The sequence below is a fragment of the Sphingobacterium griseoflavum genome, assembly GCF_014653155.1.
Classification (GTDB): domain Bacteria; phylum Bacteroidota; class Bacteroidia; order Sphingobacteriales; family Sphingobacteriaceae; genus Sphingobacterium; species Sphingobacterium griseoflavum.
Window position 1 is genome coordinate 180821 of the sequence record NZ_BNAF01000004.1, and the last position, 17430, is coordinate 198250.

The following is a 17430-nucleotide window of genomic DNA, read 5'->3' on the forward strand; positions in this document are numbered from 1 at the left end:
AAGCCATATTTCTTTCGCTGGGCGGACACGCTTTGTTTCTCTTGCTTGATGCATACCTCAAGTTACGGAAGGGTAGTCTTCCCTACCTCTTGTTCCAACGGTTTAAAATGGGTATACCAGTTGCAGGACGTGCCATCAAGATCAAAAGTTTCCACCCAGTCAAATCCGATCTTCGACAAGATCCGGTTGGAGCCGATGTTTTGACAATCCGCTACCCCATGGATCGCAGGCAAACCCAGTTGGTTAAAGCCATAGTCAATACAAGCCAACGCTGCTTCCGTTGCTATGCCTTGCCCCCAAAAACGGCGGATCAATCGATAACCCAGATCATAATAATACTGATATCCATTGGTCGTTTCGGTTATAAATTTCAGACCGGCCCATCCGATAAAATCGTTGGTTTGCTTATCGACAACTGCCCAACGACCAATACCGTAGGCTTCATACTGCTTTCTTATATAATCGATCACGGCAACAATATCCTGTTTGTCCTGGACAGGACTATTTCCAAGGTAACGATGCACTTCTGGGTCGGAATCCAATGCAAACATCCCCTCGATGTCGTTCGGCAATATTTCTCTTAAAATCAACCGGTCTGTTTCTATAAGGATCGTCATCGCTGTTCTGATGTAAAGAATAAAAATGGAAGGTAATCGCTTTATCGCAGGATTGGCCGGGCGCAAAAATCCCTCCATCGCATGACAGAGGGACTAGCACTGTCATTTTCCCCGACAGAACTTTCATAAGCATGACTAAGATATTGAATTATTTAGATCTATTAAAGTAATATTTATGTTACAAAATAAGATTTTTTAGCTTATTTTTTCAAAAAATAAGCTCTCCGCGGTAATGCGGAGAGCCGTGCTTATGAAAATTACGCCCTTGGGAGGGGCAGTATTGGAGTTAAAAATAATTAATTATTTTAATATTTTTATTAAAATTCAATATTTATTTTAAAATTCAAATATATTTGGCTGAAACATGGTCATGATAAGGGTCGAATCTCGACAAGCGAGAGCGTTTAAAATACGTAAAAAGTCGGGATGCAACGAGCAGGTTTTTATCAAAAAAGCTTTTATAAGGATGTTTTGGGGAAGTTGTTTCCTGAAAGTGAAATGAGGATTTGTGGTCTTCAGGAGGGCTGGTCATACGTCGTACAACGCGCTGTTCGAAAAAATCCCGTAACGTTAACGCACGGGATTTTTCAACCTCTACACTATTCTACTTCACTTGTATCTATTTGACGCGCCAAATAGGTAAAGGTTTAAAAAAAAATCCCGTGCATCGCTGCAGGGGATATAGATCATACTAAATAAACCAATTATTATTTGCTGTCTATTGAACGGCCGTTATCGTAAAAGGTTTTAAAAAAAGAAAATCCCCGGCCTCGCGCTGGGGATGTTCAATGTTGTGTATATAGAAGTTGTTTAATTAGCACGTTTTGGACGGCATTTTTGTTTTCGCTTTTGCAAATAAATGTTGCTATTCCGGCATCCGCTCGATTTGTAGGCCTGACTTCCCTTAGAGCGCACAGGCTGCTGGATGTGCAGTATGCATATTGTTCCGGAATGCGCCGGCCATTTTTTCGCGATACTGGGCGTTCTTTCCAGCGCACTCACTTTCACAATTATGCAACGTTCGTTATCTTTTCTTGTACGTTAGGCTTTGTTCCAAAACCTCGTATTGTCTAGTGCTTGATTGGGTGATGGTGAGTTGATCTCCGGAAATGCGGTATTTCAACGGGAGCGTTTCAGATCCATTGTCGTAAACGACGGTGATAAACAGCGAGTCGTTGGTATGGGTGAATGTTCCTGGACGGTTGACAGAACTGAGCACCTTTCCATCGGTCGTAAATTCCAAATAATCTTGGCTATCTTCAACCGTATCTCTGTCAACACGCACCGCACCAGTTTCTAAATCCCGCTCTATGTACTCTTGGGAGAATTCGTACCATCTTCCGTAAATCAAATCCTGTTGATTATCGTCTTTTTTGCATGCCACAAAAGCTATTGTGCCAACCAATAGTAGAAGGAGTCTTTTCATAGTTGAATGCGAACAATAACCGTACCTAACCTCTTCCATCGCCGTCAATCCAACGCACTTCCCCAACCGCTATCATACCGATGTATTTTTTCATATGATCATCGCTAATGCACGAATTTTCCTCCACATGGTATTGCCAACGTTTCCCTTCGCTACTGATACTGCCCATATATACATCGTTGACATACACATGCCATACCCCATGCGGTTTAGGTCGGATCTCGACTACCTGCCTTTTTCCCTCGTGGTAGAACATCTCTGCAACGCTGCTATCCAAACGTTGTAAGATAGCATCGATGCAGGCCTCCCTGATATCTTCCTGCAAAAATCCATATATCAGCTTCCAGCCGCTGGATTCTTTACTAAATATATATATGGATTGGCGGTTTTTTCCGGATAGGGTTACCTCTACACGACCGAACGGTTTTCTTTCGGTGGCATAGTGCACCTGAAGGATTTGACCTCGAGCTTGTACTTCTAGCAGTTTCATATTGCAATTTTACTAAAAATATTAGTATTAAATAGTATATTTGAATGTGATATTTAGTATTTATCGTAAGACAGAAAACATATGGACGTGTCGGTTTTAGAGCATATAAGAACGCAGGCCGTAGTGGTGGCGCGATCGACGAAAAGCGAAGATGAGGGCAGATCCCTCCTTGAGAAAGCGCTCAAAGATCATCCACAATTGGCGAGCGAGAGCTTGGTTTGGTTCAACGCAGTTATGAGGGGCATATCGAAAGAACAGATTTTCAGATGGATTTCCCAAGGTTTCACCATTCTGTTAAACGGGGTTCCTTATCGAACCTTCGGTCATCTTTGGCAATTTTTGGAGCGTTTGGATGAGGATTCGGACAATGTGCTTGTGCTGGAAGATCTGCTAAAGATGGACGAGGAGGAGCTGGCCAAGCTGTGGGAGATGCCTAAATAAAAATTTCCATGGTATAAGTGAACCAGCGAGAGGAGCAACTCGAACTGTTGAGGGCTCAACAAAAAAAACAACCTAAGCCTCGCGCCATGGATGTTTTAAATATATGTGTATATGTTGTAATTTACTATATGCACGTTTGAACATGTGCTTTGGTTTTTCAAAATTTAAAAAATATGCAACCGTTAGGTAAAACGAATGGGCTTGCACGACGTTCTCCTAATAAATTGGAAGATATGCAAGGCGAAACGTTTACTAAAAAGTTGATCATCGAACTTATCGAGCAGGGATATAAAGTGGTTGTGAATGGCGTTCCCACAAAATTGGACATCGACCTGTGGGATTACATCGATAAGATCGAAGATTTTTCGAGGTTCCATCTGCTGGAAGATCTGCTGCAATGGAGCGATCGCGATTTGACATTGATCGACCGTGCGGCTTAGCTGAGAGGGGTCTAGGATTTGCAAATAGTGCCGCTTCGCAGCAATTTAACAGTTTTGGCATTTAACTTGCTTAAGTGCTGTATCACCTAATCTTAATTCGTATGGAGACTATCTCTGAATATGTTATGCTATTAACTGCGTTTGTTACATTCGCCCTTGCGGCGATAGACCGATTTGACCATCGTCGCAACTCTCATTAAAATGGCTCTTTTCAATTTATTTGTTGGCAGTTTCGTCTTGGCAGCCGGCGTATTTCTGATGGACCAAAGAAAGACCCGTCTGAATCGCTTCCTGGCCGTTGTCGGTATGGCTTTTGGTGGCTATCTCGTCATTGGCTCGCTTGTGTCCATCTTCCACTGGATTAAGTCGATTTGATTTAAGCGGCCAATTTACAGTAGATTTTTTGGTCGGTTTAGTTTAGATGGACAAGGCGGAATTGATACCAGGGCGATTTTTTCGAATTCCAGCCATTTCAAGGAGGTGAGGATCTATCTAAGCGTCAACTTTTTTCCGAACATCAAACACCATCTTTGCACGTTCAAGATCTTCATGAGGGTTGGAAATTTCAATCTCGCCCATATTTGCAAGCTCCTTCAATCGATGATAGAGAAAAAGATCGCCTACGGAACCATCATGGAATGTATTCCAAATATCACAAAGGGTATAGCCAACAATCAACGACGACCTTTGGGGTGTCTCGCTGCATCGTCTTAAAAGGTATTCATCAAAAAACGTCTGGTCGCCGGCTACAGGATTTCCTGCACTATTAAATAGGTTAATTACTGCATCATTCTTGCGGATATGCGCCCAAAGTGATGCATAAGGTTGAATGTCAGGCTTGCTTAACCGTTGAAAGTGTTTAGCAGCCTCCAAAACTTGGTCTTCTCGCATCACCTGTAAAGAACCGGTATTTAGCTTTTCTCCTTGCTCATCCCTACAGTTCATGCTATGGAAATTAAGTTTATGAATAGGTGTCGACAGTTTTTTCAAGTAGGAAAGGAGGCGTGCTGTCGTGATCTTTTCATTGGCATTATCGCCAAGCCATAAGTAGATATGGCTATAGCGATCGGAAGAAGAGATTACCTTTTTCAAAAGCAGGAGATTGTCATCGACAAAGTTGTTATTCCCTTCGGTATGGATACAACCAACAGACTTTCTCCACCATGTCTTCCTGCGCACGATTGCTTGCAAGTCGTCTAAGTCACATAGCGGTCCAAGAGCAAGTGGATCAGTAAAACATAAGATTTCATCTTTCTCTAAATTAATTAGCTTGCTCTGAACAAGTGTAGCCTTCCCGGAAAAGCCAAATGTAATGTGTAGGCGTTCTTGAGACATGATTACCTACTTATCCTTCAGCAATCGCTCCAAATACGCCAACTTCGTTTTTTCGGCTTCCAACAGGCGTTCATACAATTCAATAATTTTATCTAATGGATTGATTGTGCATAGATAATTGTTATTATTCGAACTGCTATCTTGAAATGTGTTATTTATAATATTGAACACCGCTTCTTCGCTAAAATTCTCAATAGCTTCTGGCGTAACCCCTAGTATTTCGGCGACCTGCGCCAATAGGGCGGCTTCTATAGATTCACTTTTTTCGATATTGGACACGGTCTGCTGACTCACGCCCAATTCTATAGCCAAGGCTTCTTGCTTTAGTCCGCGTAGTTCACGGATGCGGCTGATTTTTCTCCCTATATGGTTTGTCGTGTTAGTTGTATGCATAAGTCCAAAGTTAACATTATTCAGTGTTCAAGATACGAAATTTCTTGAGATGGTACAAAACAAGTATATATCGGTGAGGTACAAATGACATTGGTGGTAAAAAACATAAGCTGGTTGGCTACCTGCCTTATATGTCGTTGATTTGCTTTGTGTTGAACTATTAAAATAATATACCGTTATGGATCATGCATATTTTACCAATCCGGCGAGCAAGTGGGATATACCTTGGGTATTACTAGTCTTTTGCTGCGCTGAATAAGTAGCTGACTTATCAGGAACGGCCCCAAGATACATCCCGCCTTCTGTTAGGTTGTTACGTAAAGTAGGCGGAGTGTGTGTTGATTAAGTTAATATTATTTTTACTTTATCGCTTGTTTTTTTTTAAGTATTTTTTTTATTTAGTGTTACCAAATAAATTTGAATATTATGAAGCCATTATTAATTGCTGGAGCTATCCTTGCCAGCGTTTGCAGGTTGTCGGCACAACATGTGACGGATTCGCTAACATTAAACGCAGCAACAGACTCTTTAAAGAACCGTATTGTAGCTCTTGAAAAAGACGTTGCGGAATCAAAACAAAAAATTAACCAACTTCGTGACAATGTGCCGCTCGAGAAGTATGAAAAATCGCTCCTTTCGATTGAACTTGGCCTGATGAGCGGTACAGAGATTGAGTCTTTGGTGCCAAGTACCATTCAATTGTTGGCGGTAAGTGATTTGGTCAATGTTGTTGCCGACCTGAACAGCCCTACGTCGCCTATCCTTGGTTCCACATTTGTGGATGTTGCGATAGAGTCAGCATCGAATAGCCTGTTACCTAAGTATGCTTCTAAAGCGGAAACAGATACCGCAAGAGCAAAGTTTAAGAGCTTATTGAAAGCGATATACACAGGGCCTTTGGTTCAAGGGGTTTTAAATAGTAATCCGATATCGAGCACGATCAATGGTATTATTCAACAGGCCGGGTTGTTCCAAATAGACAAAACATCGATTAAGATAACGAAACGGCAATTTAAAGACAAGAAAGATGCTAATATTCCGATCCAATTAACAAATACCAGTGGGCCTAATTTTGGAGCTGAGGAGATCAGACAATTTTATAGCCAAATTGCAGACAGGGTGAATTTTTATAAAGAGTTAAATGAGAAGACACTTAAAAATGATGTCGTCATCAGGAAATTAACCGTGGATGCGGAGGTGTTTGAAAAATCAATGAAGTCGAGCAGAGTGGAGATTTGCAAGTTGCTCAAAATCTCTTCTCCAGATAGCTCAAATGTGCTCCTTAGAGAACAATATGGTAAAAAGAGTTTAGCCGAGAAAATAGAACTACTTCGAGAGAACAGCAACTTCGTAAAAGCTGTGAGGCTTTCCGAGCTGGGTGTAGAGCAATTGCCGGAACTTAAGCTATTCAATAAGCAGGTTTCATCGGCTATGAGCAATTACGTTGATGACTATATTTCTGTTCTTAATAAATATGCGCTAATAGATGGTAGCAAACTCGATCACGAAGCTGTAAAAAGGCAGATCGATCGATTAAAGGCGATAAAAGATAGGCTTGCGGCCTATCCAAGACTGTAGGGTGGATTGTATTGGCGGGAATTACAAATCGCAACAGCTATTTGGGGCTTTTGTAGCAGAAAAATTTGAAAAGCATACGGATCCTGAAAGCGACAAGGAGAGTTATACTATGGACGATATTCGCGAACAACATCCGAAAGCGTATCGGCCATGGTCGACTGAAGACGATGAAAAACTGGAGGCTTCGTTTTGTGAAGTAATGACAGTCCAGGAATTGGCTAATATCTTCGAACGGAAAGTAGGCGCTATTACTTCAAGGATCAGAAAGTTGGAGCTAAGGGAGAAATATTCATAAAGCTTTCTTTAAAAGAATAGACATCTGCTTGTCCATGTGCATCAGTATGAGATTGTGATCGCATATTGTTGTAGCGCTTAACAGCTTCAGCAATATCCTCTTTGATGAACTCCCAGTACTTACCTCGTAAGCATACGGGATCAAATTCGTCGTCGGCTAAGGTAGAATCAGTAAAGTTTTTTAAAATGAGGCCTTTGTCATGCGTGTATGGGTAGCGATGTTGATGTAAATCTATCATAGCCTGAATATCTTTATTAGTCAACAGTTCATGCAGATCCCAAAAAAGCTTTCTTTCGGCCGATACGTTGAACGACATCGACCTTCATGGCAATAATCTCCTCTATCGTGGCCAATCGAATGCCGTCGACTACTAAGGCAGGCTGTATGAGCGAATCGGTATAAAACACATCTAACTTGACGGTATTATCATTATCGGAACCTATACTGTAGGGCTTTCCCATTGATGGGTTAATCCCAGAAGAATGAACGTGGAAGGGAAAGGCATTTTCTATAAAATAATCAATCTCTTTGAAGTCAATACTGCCGTATGGCGCATCGGTAAACAAGTCGATATCCACCGATATACGATGACCGATCTGCAGACTTAGCGAAGTGCCACCGACCAATCGAAATTGTTTCAATGATCCACAATTCATTAAAGTGATCAATGAATCTTTCAAGAGATTCGTAACGGTACCATAAAATAAACCGCGCATTTAATGAAAAGAAAACGATAAAGTCGTGGTGGCTTTATTCATTAGAAAGCTCGGCGAATGCCGGGCTTTTATTGTTTTTGAAAGAGCTCTTTCCCATAGCTATAAGTAAGTGTATTTTCTGTTGATAACAAAGAATTGTTGGTTGGAATTAGTAATATAGATTCTTTCCCGAACCTTTCGCTATTAATATAACAATCTTTAGTGCCAAATTCTTCTTTATCAGTATATTTAAAAAATAGCTTTCCATAGCTTTTTGTGAATAAAGTAATTTGTCCTTTCCATTCACGACCATCATGTTGTACAATTATCTCTATAAGGTTTTCGCTTAGTATTTTTAAGGTTGCAATTGAGCCACTTTCACCATGTATTTCAACAGAGTTTGATTTCTTGAAACTGTATCCCTTCCAATGAGTACTTTTATTATTTAAAAATTTGAATTTGCTTTTAAAAAGTCTGTCTCGGATAGATTTCTTGGATAACTTAAGGAGGAGCATGAATGCCTTATCTCATTCCCTTCATACTATTCTGTTACAAACAAACTTAATAGAAAATGAATTAGCACTTATTACCAATCGTGGAATGATAGGACCTAAAAATTGGGTCTTATCGAGCCACAGAAGGTAATCGTAAGTTTACAAAATGAGTGGGCTTGTATCCAAATTTATTTAAATTTAATTTTCTTTTGTTTCTAATATGCTGTAAGTTTGTATAAATGGGCGTAATAAAGGATATATCGCAAATCTTTCCCAAACATTTATTTTGGGATGTTGATCCGAAGAATTTAGATATTCTAGACGACAGGGATTTTATTATCCCGAGGGCGCTAATTGCTACAACTGAAGAGACGTTTGCTAAAGATATCCAACCCTTGGAACAGCTTTACAGCAAAACGCAGATCGTTAAAGAATTGCAAAGAACAAAAGAACGCATTAGCAATGAGGTATGTAAACTTGTTGCTCGTCGTTACCATGTCCGGCAATTTTTACGTTATCAATAATGTCTGCTATTTCTTAAGGTCTATTAAAGACTATTCGTGAATTGCAATCTTTTGAAAGTTTTAAGGGGTCTGCTTTAGGTGGAGGTACTAACTTAGCTATTCGATATTATCATCGGATATCCACGGACATTGATATCTTTTTCCCACATATTATCGGAAAAGCAGGTTATGAAAGAATCAAAGACGAGGTTGAGAATTTTTATGGCGCACGTGTGTTTGGATTCCAATTTCCATGCGATATAGATGACCAGTATATTTTTCTTCGTTTTTTTATTGTATGCCATGGAGAAACGATTAAGGTAGAAGTTCTTCAAAATATGAAAATGCTCAATAGCCTCGAAGATATAGATGGTATCAAATTCGTATCGGAACTGGATATTGCCTTATTTAAGATGATGTCGGCGGCAAACCGTGCAACACAAAAGGATATTTATGATCTTGACCTCCTTTCTGAGAAATTCCCACTGATAGACCTTTATGATCAACTTGAAAGAAAACGTTCGCTGTTTTCAGCCGAGGAGCACCGTACTATTTTTGATCTCGATGGAGAAAACAACCCATTAGATCAACCTCTAACTTTGTTGAAGTTTGACGAGGGAGATGCACAAGGTCGTAAATCAAGGCCTCACCATTCACAAAATAGAATAGACATTATAAAAGATCGAAAGAGTTGGCCCAATGCTCGATCAAGTTGGCGAAAAAAGGTTCGCAGTCTATTTGTTCAATTAAACATGATATTTCCAGATCCTTCTTCTTCGGATGCGGAATAGTAGCTCGTAAACGCAGGATTTCGTCTTCTCTAGATTAATGCCTGAATAGAATTGAGGCAAAAATCATCTATATTGATGGGGTGCGATTAGGGGATTCAAAGTTCTTAGCAAAGCAGTTCGAGTTAATGACAAGATCAAATGACAGACTCCAAAATCCACTTGGACATATTAAGCTGAAACTAAAGGATTTCCTTTAGAATGGCTATTGGATGATATTACAAAAAAGCGAAAACACCCAAAATTACACTCATTAATTTTGGGTGTGAAATTTACCAACTATTGATTTACAGGTCTTTTGTGCAATCGGAGGGATGTTTTGCGCCCCGCATGGCCCCCACATGGCCCGCAAAGAAATTGTTCGAACCCTTCCCACAGCAAGTTCGAATCCACCGATCACAAAAAAAGACATCGTTTTGATGTCTTTTCTTTGTGGAGCCGGAGGGATTCGAACCCTCGTCCAAACATAGTATGATTTACGCTTTCTACATGCTTAGCTTCTCTTTATTTGTCGGGAGAGGGAAGGTGAGTCGCTAACCTATACCGTTCTCCTTATTTACTGTTTCTTACCGATGCTTAGTAAAATCACATCGGCCAGTTCTATCGTTCGATGCCCCGTGTGCTAAACCAAAGAACAGGATCTAGCGGGACAAATAGCTATGTTAAGTCTAACTTAAGCAGCTAAGGCGTAGTTTTCTTCGCCAGTTGTAAAATTGAAAGTTCAGATTTAAGTGCTATACTAACAACGCACTGCATGCTTACATAACCATCGCTATCCTGTCAATTCCGGTCGACCCCAATTATGTAATAGAGTACAAACGTACGAAAAAAAATGGTTTCCTGCAATGGGAAAGGTCTTTTTGCGTGATTGAGCGTACGGCTGCTTTTTCGGTTACTATATGTTTGCGATGCTGATGGGCGCGGATCTGCTGCCGACTTGCTTAGACAGAAACGTACGATGATCGCCGTTTGTTGTGGAGATATACGTTGCACCGACGCTGTTTGCGGATTTATTACGTCGCGAAACGGATTAATACGTCAAATAAATACCTTTTACCCTACATGCCGAAATCTGGCAAATACTGGCGCGAATATTGCCTAACGCTTATCAATCACGAACGATAACACGGAGGTCTTATGAAAAAAGAATTGGAAATGTTGCTGCAGGCTAATAATAAGCTCGTTTATAACGCTCTTTGTGGGGTGGAACGCCTACAAAACAATCGCATGCTCTACTACTATGTGGGGAAACGGAGCGTAGATTATTTTGGCGAAAATATAACGGATGATACGTTGATCAACGTCTTTTTTGATACGGCTGAACTGGATGAGCAGGGCCGATTGATCATTACATCTGCACCAACTGGCTTTTTGCCGATTAAATACAAATATTTGAAAAATGCCGATGCATCCCTAAAGTTGGAGCAGGTCAAAACGTTTTACAAAGAAAGTGTCAATTAACGCTGATCTGGCCGAGAACAGCCGATAAAGTATCCTGAATCCTCTGCCGACGGCTGGGGATTTTTTTTGTCAACATATTCGCGAGCAAAAAAAATGCTGGCAACCTGCGACTTCCCAGTCTTTAGTGATTTAGTTTGTGCATTTCGTCTCCCAATCGGTAACGCAGCTAACTTATATTGCTCGCCTAGCTTCTTAAAATTATTTGCGTATGGTGCAAACAAAGCTAATTTTCCACTGTTAATGAGTAAAATACATTTCGATATGTCTACAGATAATAACGCTAACACAACAGACGCCTCTGCTAAAGAAGGGGTGTCCGCGAAAAGTGCGGAAGAAAAAAAAGTAACTGCGAAAAAAGCGCCTGTCACAAAATCTGCGGCGACAGGCAGTACGAGCGGCACAACGCCTACCAAGGCAACGACGCCTACAAAAGCTGTAGCAAAGCCAGCTACTACGAAGGCCGCTACACCAGCAAAACCTGTTACTTCCAAAGATCCCGCAGCCAAGCCGGCTACTACGAAAGCTGCTACGACAGCAAAACCGGCTGCTTCAAAAACGTCTATCACCAAAGCCGCTACGGCAGCAAAACCGGTTGCCACCAAAGCACCTGCTACAAAATCTGCTCCCACGCCAAAGTCTACGACTGGTGAAGAGCCAACCAGTGGGGAAACAGCTAGAAAAGCAACAAGCACCAAATCAGCAACAGCAAAACCACTGGTAAGCAAAGCTGCTGAACGGGAAGCTAAAAGTGAGCCGTCGGCAAAGCCTGCCGAAGCAACGAAACCAACACCCAAGCCAGCCGCCGCTAAAAAAGCAACAGTGGTAAACAACGTGGCGGAAGAAGATAAGGCCGTGAAGAAAAAAGAAACCAAAAAGTTGGAGAAAGAGGCGTTGTATAAAGAAGATTTCGACGAAAAAGTTAAGGAGGGGACGGCATTTGCGGATAAGACGGCCAAAAAAGATAAGGAAAAAAATGGCAAGAAAGCATCTGGAAAAGCAAAAGGGAAAGTATCGGATGCTAAGAAAACGAAGAAGATAACGGATAAAAAAGGTAAGGAAAAGTCGAAGGCGAAAAAAAGCGATGACGGCCTAAAGTCTAAAGTAAAGAAGATCGTGCAAGGGGTGATGAAGAAAATGGACAAGAAGCCCAAGAAAAAGAAAAAATAATATGGGGATTTTGAAAGCAAATAAGGTCGGGACAAATGCCCGACCTTATTATTTTTTATCCTTCGATATTCGTCCGTACTTCTTTGGCATCCCGCTTCCGTTCGCTGCGGATGATCAAACGGAGTCCAGAGTTGGCCGAGTAGAAAGACCAGATCCAGTTTCCCAATAGTTTCCATTTATTACGGAAGCTAGCGATGGGGATAAGGTGGATCAATAGCCACGTCAACCAAGCGAACCATCCTTTGAAAGAGAATTTCGGTAGGTCGGCAACGGCTTTGTATCGAGCGATTACGGCCATGCTGCCTTTGTCCCAGTAGGAGAATGGTTTCAAACTACCCTGTCGGTCTTTGGCAACAATGTTTTTGGCAAGCAAGGTGCCCTGTTGCATGGCGACCTGTGCCAGCTGGGGATGTCCATTCGGAAAGCCGGCATCGGTAGTCTGCAGACAGATATCGCCGATGGCGAAAATATTGTTGTAACCTTGAACGGTATTGAACTGGTCTACCAATACACGACGGCCGCGGCCAAATTTCTCGGCCGGTAGTCCCGGAAGTTCGCGCGCAATCACGCCGGAAGTCCATATCAACGTTTTGGTTAAGATTTCTTTACCATCGCTCAATACCACCAGATCGTTTTGGTAATCTTTAACAGCAACGTTTAACGTGATCTCTACGCCCAATTTCTCCAGTACTTCTTTGGCTTCCTGTTGTGCAACCTTGCTCATGGGGCCCAGTAGCACGGGAGCTGCATCCACTAGGTGGATTTTCGGTGTCAGACCTGCCAATTCCGGATATTCCTTGCGTACAATACGTTCACTGAGTTCGGCAATCATGCCAGATATCTCTACGCCGGAAGGTCCACCGCCAGCCACGACTATATTGAGGTAAGCATCGCGATGGGGATCATCTACCCGTTGGATGTATTCTTCTAAATTAACCAGTATCTTATTCCGAATAGCCAAAGCATCGGTGATATTTTTCATGGGGAACGCATTTTTCTTGACGTTATCCATGCCGAAATAGTTGGTTTCGGTTCCCACAGCCAGCACCAGGTAATCGTAGTGTAAGAGTCCGGTATCGGTTTCTATCGTATTGTCATCACTGTTGATCTGCAAAAGCTTACCTAAATGGAAGGCAAAATTTTTGTGTTTTTTAAACATCTTCCGGAAGGGCGAACTAATATTGGAAGAGTCGATAAATGCCGTAGCAACTTGGTAGATAAGCGGAGGGAAGAAGTTGTAGTTATTGATATCGACGAGCGTCACCTGATAAGCATCATTGCTCCCTAAAGAGCGGACGAAGTTTATCCCTGCGAAGCCGCCGCCGACAATTACAATATGTTTTTTACTGTTTGCCATAATAAGCTATTCGTTTGTTTTAAGATTTGCCAACAGCTTTAGAACAATAAAGTTGATTCTATAGTTTCGCAAATGAAGGTGCAAATATATTAAAATAAAAAGGGCAGCCGTCGTGGCGCACCCTTTTTTGTTTTATTTTCTGACGCTGACCGCATTTTTGTGCGCATGCAATCCCTCCAGTTCGGCCAAGATCTCTACAGTAGAGCCAATTTGGTTTAAGCCTTCAGCGTTGATGTGCTGGAATGTGATCTTTTTGACAAAAGAATCGACGGATACCCCGGAATAGGAGCGGGCATATCCTGAGGTTGGCAAGGTGTGGTTGGTGCCCGAAGCGTAATCGCCGGCACTCTCGGGGGTAAGGTGTCCTAAGAACACCGATCCGGCATTGCTGATGTACCGCGTTAAGCTTTCCCACAGGTCGGTTTCCAAAATAAGGTGTTCGGGTGCATAGCGGTTGGAAAAGCGTATGGCCTCCTGCAAGTTTTCTACTTCGACGGCGTAGGAGTTGGCGATGGCCATTTTGGCGATTTCTGCGCGCGGCAGGATCGCTAGCTGTTCGTCGAGCTTGCTGTTGACAGCGTTTAGCAGCTCCGCCGATGTGGATACGAGCACCGCTTGGCTATCGGGGCCATGTTCGGCCTGCGCCAATAGATCGGCGGCGACATAGGCTGGATTGGCGGTCTCGTCGGCTATTACGAGCACTTCCGATGGACCTGCCGGCATATCGATGCTGACATTGCTCATACCTTGCACCAAACTTTTCGCTTTGGTGACAAATTGGTTGCCGGGGCCAAATATTTTATCCACTTTGGGAATACTTTCCGTGCCGAAGGCCATCGCCGCAACAGCTTGTGCGCCACCGGAAAGGTATATGCGATCGATCTTCAACAGTTGGAGACAATAGGCCACAAATCCATTGATCTTGCCACTTTGCTGCGGCGGCGAGCAAACGACAATCTCTTTGCAACCAGCAATGCGAGCGGGCACCCCCAACATCAGCAAGGTGCTGGGCAATACGGCAGATCCCCCCGGGATGTATAGCCCTACCTTTTCAATGGGGCGAACCTCCCGCCAGCATTTGACGCCCGGCATGGTTTCTACGGCGCGCTCCCGACGGAGCTGCGTACTATGGAATTTATGTATGTTTTGGAAAGCGATTTCCAGCGCCCGTTGTTGATCGCGCGTAATGGTCATGGCCAACTCTTCAATATCGGCTTTCTCCAAGTAAAGCTGTTGCAGCTCTACCTTGTCAAATTTTGCCGCGAAACTGCGCAGCGCGGTATCGCCATCTTGCCGAACTTCAGCAATGATCTGCTGTACGGCTTCTTCGATAGCGCGGGTGTCATCCATGTTGCGGGCAACCAATGCCTCTACCGCCTCATCGGATAGATCGGTTAACGTATACTGCTTCAGCATTATAGAATAATTTTCTCAATCGGCATCACGACAATTCCTTGTGCGCCAGCCGCCTTTAACGTATTTATCTTGTCCCAGAAATCATCTTCCGTAATAACGGTATGTACGGCCACCCAACCTTCTTCCGCCAAGGGAACCACCGTCGGACTCTTTACGCCATGCAAAAGTTCCGTGATCTGGGGCAAGTTGATTTTTTCGACGTTCAGCACCACATATTTCGTTTCTTTCGCGCGCAGTACCGATTGCACACGCTGCATCAATTCGCAGACGATCGGATTTTCCGATAAACCGTCGCGGCCAATCAATATGGCTTCTGAACTGCGCACATCCGCAAAAGGCTTTAGTCCGTTGCTTTTTAACGTGCCGCCCGTGGATACGATGTCACAAATCGCATCGCTCAAACCCAAACCTGGCGCAATTTCCACGGATCCGGATATTTCGCGGATGTCGGCCTGAATGCGGTATTCATCCAAAAATTGTTGCAGGATAACAGGGTAGGAGGTGGCGATAGCTTTACCATTTAGGTCGGACAGATCTTTAATAGGGGAATCTTTGGGAATAGCAATTTTTAACGTGCAGCGTCCAAACCCAAGACGCTGTAGGTAGGTCACTTTGGCCTCACTTTCATCGATCACGTTCTCGCCAACGATGCCTAGATCGGCAATGCCCTGTGCTACATAACCTGGAATATCATCGTCGCGCAGAAAAAGGATTTCGAGATTAAAATTGTTAACGGTGGTGATCAGGGAGCTTTTATAGTTTTCAAAATCGAGTCCGCAATTTTTCAGCAGTTGAACCGATTTTTCATTTAATCTACCCGATTTTTGGATAGCTATCTTAAGATTTTTCAAAATATAAGGTTTTTGTTGTAAAACGTTTATTAATAAAAGAAATATAACTCGGGGAACTTTGCTTCACGTAGAAACACATAACATTACATATCGCCAAACTGGCGATGATGAAAATGGATGTGATGGGTGAACAAATGAGTCATTGTTTATTAATAGCACAACAAATGTAAGTTATTGCGATATGTTTTGCAAATTACGGACGTTAATTTTTAGAAAACTTTTGTTCACCGGGCGCTGCCCGTCCACAAGGCCCTAGTCAGCTCATATTCCAGCTGAAGTGTGTTTGGATCCGCCGGAGCCGGATAGCTTTTGGTATGCACCGCTCCCAGTTTGGCCAAAGCGGCCTGCGATCGGAAGTTGTGCTCCCGAACATGGAAGATCACGGTGTCCACATACTGAAAGGCGTGTTCCAGCATCATGGCCTTTACGGCGCTATTCGTGATGCCTCCCCAATAGGATCTGGCCAAGAAGGTAAAGCCTATGGCGATTTTGCTGGTTGCGGCGTCGTACTGGTAATAGGATGTAGCACCGATGACCACATCCTTCGCTTTGTCGATGATCAGGAAGGGCATATCTGTTTCCATCAGCTTGTCAAAATACACACGAAAGCCGTCGGGCTGGTACCGGTTCGCATCTGGATGCTGTGCCCATATTTCGGGATCCGATCCCACTTTGAACAACCTGTTTAAATCGCTTGGTTGCAGCGGTTTCAACGCTATATCGCTATTTTCTAATGCGCGAAATTCCATGTTACTTGATGATACGTTTAATCTTATTGGAGCGTTTGATCAACTTGTGCAGACCTTCGTAATCTTCCTGATCGATTTTATTGTACAGGTTTTGCAGTTGCTTGATATGCTCTTCCAGAACTTCTAGGACGTTGGAACGGTTTTGCTTGAAAATTGGTGTCCACATCTCTGGAGAAGATTTGGCTAAACGCACTGTCGACTGAAATCCTGACCCCGCCAATTCGAAGATCCGGCCCTGTGACTTCTCTTTTTCGAGTACCGTAAGGGCTAGCGCAAAGGAGGTCAGGTGCGATATATGCGATACGTAGGCGGTGTGCATATCATGCTCATCGGCATTCATAAAGGAGGTTTTCATCTCCAATTGATCTGTCAGCGCATCGGCCAGCTCAAAGGCGTCTTCATCGGTTTTGAAAGCTTCGACATATACCATCACTTTGTCCTTAAAAAGATTTGGAATCGCTGCTTCGGGACCCGAATACTCCGTACCGGCCATGGGGTGTGCCGCCACGTAGCGACCCCGGTTGGGATGGTCGGCAATGAGGTTGAGGATATTGGTCTTTGTGGATCCCATGTCGATGATCACGTGATCCGTAACCTTGTCGAGCAGACTGGGCAAAAGCGTCAAGATAGCGTCTACAGGAATGGTGAGCACAATAATTTTACAGCTCGATAAGGCCTCATCCAGTGAAAGTATCTCATCTACCAGCCCCATTTGCAGGGCTTTTTTTTGGTTTGATTCGTTCTTCTCCACACCAATGACTTGCTCGCAAAAGTTCGTTTCTTTCAAACGGATACCAATCGATCCCCCGATCAAACCGATACCAACAATGGCTATGTTCATTTTTAAAAGTAAAAATTAAAAGGTAAAAAATAAAAAAATAGGGCGCTAACGGAATGCCACTGCTACGGTAAGCACCACTCATTTAGACCATCG

20 protein-coding genes and 1 other RNA gene are annotated in these 17430 nt (G+C 43.0%); 8 read left to right on the forward strand and 13 right to left on the reverse strand.

The annotated features are described in order from the left end of the window. Positions 1–62: 62 nt before the first annotated feature. The 3 genes from IE165_RS06630 to IE165_RS06640 all read right to left on the reverse strand — a co-directional run bounded on the left by IE165_RS06630 (position 63) and on the right by IE165_RS06640 (position 2533). Positions 63–617: a GNAT family N-acetyltransferase gene (locus tag IE165_RS06630; protein ID WP_189625816.1), complete on the reverse strand. Its 555-nt coding sequence runs from the start codon at positions 615–617 to the stop codon at positions 63–65. A gap of 1024 nt (positions 618–1641) precedes the next feature. Then, positions 1642–2043 (reverse strand): hypothetical protein, encoded by a 402-nt coding sequence (locus IE165_RS06635; RefSeq protein WP_189625817.1) that lies wholly within the window; start codon positions 2041–2043, stop codon positions 1642–1644. Between the two features lie 25 nt (positions 2044–2068). Beyond that, positions 2069–2533 (reverse strand): hypothetical protein, encoded by a 465-nt coding sequence (locus IE165_RS06640; RefSeq protein WP_189625818.1) that lies wholly within the window; start codon positions 2531–2533, stop codon positions 2069–2071. Positions 2534–2614: 81 nt separating this feature from the next. Here IE165_RS06640 and IE165_RS06645 point away from each other — a divergent pair, with 81 nt between their 5' ends. Then, the gene (locus IE165_RS06645; protein ID WP_189625819.1) at positions 2615–2974 is read left to right on the forward strand and encodes a hypothetical protein; all 360 of its coding nucleotides are present in this window, start codon (positions 2615–2617) and stop codon (positions 2972–2974) included. Positions 2975–3147: 173 nt separating this feature from the next. Further along, positions 3148–3414, forward strand: a complete 267-nt coding sequence (locus tag IE165_RS06650; protein WP_189625820.1) for a hypothetical protein — start codon at positions 3148–3150, stop codon at positions 3412–3414. A 492-nt stretch (positions 3415–3906) separates the two neighbouring features. Here the strand turns inward: IE165_RS06650 and IE165_RS06655 are convergent, their stop codons facing one another. Together IE165_RS06655 and IE165_RS06660 are read right to left on the reverse strand one after the other, a co-directional pair. Next, the gene (locus IE165_RS06655) at positions 3907–4749 is read right to left on the reverse strand and encodes a DUF1835 domain-containing protein (RefSeq protein WP_189625821.1); all 843 of its coding nucleotides are present in this window, start codon (positions 4747–4749) and stop codon (positions 3907–3909) included. Positions 4750–4755: 6 nt separating this feature from the next. Beyond that, complete coding sequence (locus IE165_RS06660) at positions 4756–5142, reverse strand: helix-turn-helix domain-containing protein (protein ID WP_189625822.1); 387 nt, start codon at positions 5140–5142, stop codon at positions 4756–4758. A gap of 426 nt (positions 5143–5568) precedes the next feature. Between IE165_RS06660 and IE165_RS06665 the strand changes: the two genes are divergently transcribed. Beyond that, positions 5569–6720, forward strand: a complete 1152-nt coding sequence (locus tag IE165_RS06665) for a hypothetical protein (RefSeq protein ID WP_189625823.1) — start codon at positions 5569–5571, stop codon at positions 6718–6720. 1 nt (position 6721) lies between these two features. Continuing rightward, positions 6722–7015: a hypothetical protein gene (locus IE165_RS06670; RefSeq protein WP_189625824.1), complete on the forward strand. Its 294-nt coding sequence runs from the start codon at positions 6722–6724 to the stop codon at positions 7013–7015. Between the two features lie 266 nt (positions 7016–7281). On the opposite strand, the gene IE165_RS18510 is transcribed toward IE165_RS06670, so the two are convergent. Together IE165_RS18510 and IE165_RS06680 are read right to left on the reverse strand one after the other, a co-directional pair. Next, positions 7282–7731 (reverse strand): nucleotidyl transferase AbiEii/AbiGii toxin family protein, encoded by a 450-nt coding sequence (locus IE165_RS18510; RefSeq protein ID WP_229826403.1) that lies wholly within the window; start codon positions 7729–7731, stop codon positions 7282–7284. Between the two features lie 68 nt (positions 7732–7799). Further along, on the reverse strand, positions 7800–8225 hold the full coding sequence (locus tag IE165_RS06680; RefSeq protein ID WP_189625825.1) for a hypothetical protein: 426 nt from the start codon (positions 8223–8225) through the stop codon (positions 7800–7802). Between the two features lie 218 nt (positions 8226–8443). Between IE165_RS06680 and IE165_RS06685 the strand changes: the two genes are divergently transcribed. Further along, entirely contained in the window at positions 8444–8728 is a 285-nt protein-coding gene (locus tag IE165_RS06685) for a DUF6922 domain-containing protein (protein ID WP_189625826.1), read from the forward strand. Between the two features lie 41 nt (positions 8729–8769). Further along, on the forward strand, positions 8770–9498 hold the full coding sequence (locus IE165_RS06690; protein ID WP_189625827.1) for a nucleotidyl transferase AbiEii/AbiGii toxin family protein: 729 nt from the start codon (positions 8770–8772) through the stop codon (positions 9496–9498). 427 nt (positions 9499–9925) lie between these two features. Here the strand turns inward: IE165_RS06690 and ssrA are convergent. Next, positions 9926–10293, reverse strand: a transfer-messenger RNA (tmRNA) gene (gene ssrA / locus IE165_RS06695). A 339-nt stretch (positions 10294–10632) separates the two neighbouring features. Here ssrA and IE165_RS06700 point away from each other — a divergent pair. Both IE165_RS06700 and IE165_RS06705 read left to right on the forward strand, forming a co-directional pair. After that, the gene (locus tag IE165_RS06700) at positions 10633–10956 is read left to right on the forward strand and encodes a hypothetical protein (protein ID WP_189625828.1); all 324 of its coding nucleotides are present in this window, start codon (positions 10633–10635) and stop codon (positions 10954–10956) included. A 261-nt stretch (positions 10957–11217) separates the two neighbouring features. Continuing rightward, positions 11218–12123 (forward strand): hypothetical protein, encoded by a 906-nt coding sequence (locus IE165_RS06705; RefSeq protein WP_189625829.1) that lies wholly within the window; start codon positions 11218–11220, stop codon positions 12121–12123. Positions 12124–12178: 55 nt separating this feature from the next. Here IE165_RS06705 and IE165_RS06710 read toward each other — a convergent pair whose 3' ends face one another. The 5 genes from IE165_RS06710 to IE165_RS06730 form a co-directional block, all read right to left on the reverse strand. After that, the gene (locus tag IE165_RS06710; protein WP_189625830.1) at positions 12179–13480 is read right to left on the reverse strand and encodes an NAD(P)/FAD-dependent oxidoreductase; all 1302 of its coding nucleotides are present in this window, start codon (positions 13478–13480) and stop codon (positions 12179–12181) included. Between the two features lie 132 nt (positions 13481–13612). Next, positions 13613–14896, reverse strand: coding sequence for a histidinol dehydrogenase (gene hisD, locus IE165_RS06715; RefSeq protein ID WP_189625831.1), 1284 nt, complete (start codon positions 14894–14896; stop codon positions 13613–13615). Next, complete coding sequence (gene hisG / locus IE165_RS06720) at positions 14896–15747, reverse strand: ATP phosphoribosyltransferase (RefSeq protein ID WP_189625832.1); 852 nt, start codon at positions 15745–15747, stop codon at positions 14896–14898. Before hisG ends, hisD begins: the two co-directional genes overlap by 1 nt. Before the next feature lie 224 nt (positions 15748–15971). Next, the gene (locus tag IE165_RS06725) at positions 15972–16496 is read right to left on the reverse strand and encodes a GNAT family N-acetyltransferase (RefSeq protein WP_189625833.1); all 525 of its coding nucleotides are present in this window, start codon (positions 16494–16496) and stop codon (positions 15972–15974) included. A gap of 1 nt (position 16497) precedes the next feature. Then, positions 16498–17337: a prephenate dehydrogenase gene (locus tag IE165_RS06730; protein WP_189625834.1), complete on the reverse strand. Its 840-nt coding sequence runs from the start codon at positions 17335–17337 to the stop codon at positions 16498–16500. Positions 17338–17430: the final 93 nt, after the last annotated feature.

Coding starts and splice junctions, on each gene's coding strand:
- IE165_RS06630 (WP_189625816.1), bottom strand. CDS start 617: ATGACGATCCTTATAGAAACAGACCGGTTGATTTTAAGAGAAATATTG.
- IE165_RS06635 (WP_189625817.1), bottom strand. CDS start 2,043: ATGAAAAGACTCCTTCTACTATTGGTTGGCACAATAGCTTTTGTGGCA.
- IE165_RS06640 (WP_189625818.1), bottom strand. CDS start 2,533: ATGAAACTGCTAGAAGTACAAGCTCGAGGTCAAATCCTTCAGGTGCAC.
- IE165_RS06645 (WP_189625819.1), top strand. CDS start 2,615: ATGGACGTGTCGGTTTTAGAGCATATAAGAACGCAGGCCGTAGTGGTG.
- IE165_RS06650 (WP_189625820.1), top strand. CDS start 3,148: ATGCAACCGTTAGGTAAAACGAATGGGCTTGCACGACGTTCTCCTAAT.
- IE165_RS06655 (WP_189625821.1), bottom strand. CDS start 4,749: ATGTCTCAAGAACGCCTACACATTACATTTGGCTTTTCCGGGAAGGCT.
- IE165_RS06660 (WP_189625822.1), bottom strand. CDS start 5,142: ATGCATACAACTAACACGACAAACCATATAGGGAGAAAAATCAGCCGC.
- IE165_RS06665 (WP_189625823.1), top strand. CDS start 5,569: ATGAAGCCATTATTAATTGCTGGAGCTATCCTTGCCAGCGTTTGCAGG.
- IE165_RS18510 (WP_229826403.1), bottom strand. CDS start 7,731: ATGCGCGGTTTATTTTATGGTACCGTTACGAATCTCTTGAAAGATTCA.
- IE165_RS06680 (WP_189625825.1), bottom strand. CDS start 8,225: ATGCTCCTCCTTAAGTTATCCAAGAAATCTATCCGAGACAGACTTTTT.
- IE165_RS06685 (WP_189625826.1), top strand. CDS start 8,444: ATGGGCGTAATAAAGGATATATCGCAAATCTTTCCCAAACATTTATTT.
- IE165_RS06700 (WP_189625828.1), top strand. CDS start 10,633: ATGAAAAAAGAATTGGAAATGTTGCTGCAGGCTAATAATAAGCTCGTT.
- IE165_RS06705 (WP_189625829.1), top strand. CDS start 11,218: ATGTCTACAGATAATAACGCTAACACAACAGACGCCTCTGCTAAAGAA.
- IE165_RS06710 (WP_189625830.1), bottom strand. CDS start 13,480: ATGGCAAACAGTAAAAAACATATTGTAATTGTCGGCGGCGGCTTCGCA.
- hisD (WP_189625831.1), bottom strand. CDS start 14,896: ATGCTGAAGCAGTATACGTTAACCGATCTATCCGATGAGGCGGTAGAG.
- IE165_RS06725 (WP_189625833.1), bottom strand. CDS start 16,496: ATGGAATTTCGCGCATTAGAAAATAGCGATATAGCGTTGAAACCGCTG.
- IE165_RS06730 (WP_189625834.1), bottom strand. CDS start 17,337: ATGAACATAGCCATTGTTGGTATCGGTTTGATCGGGGGATCGATTGGT.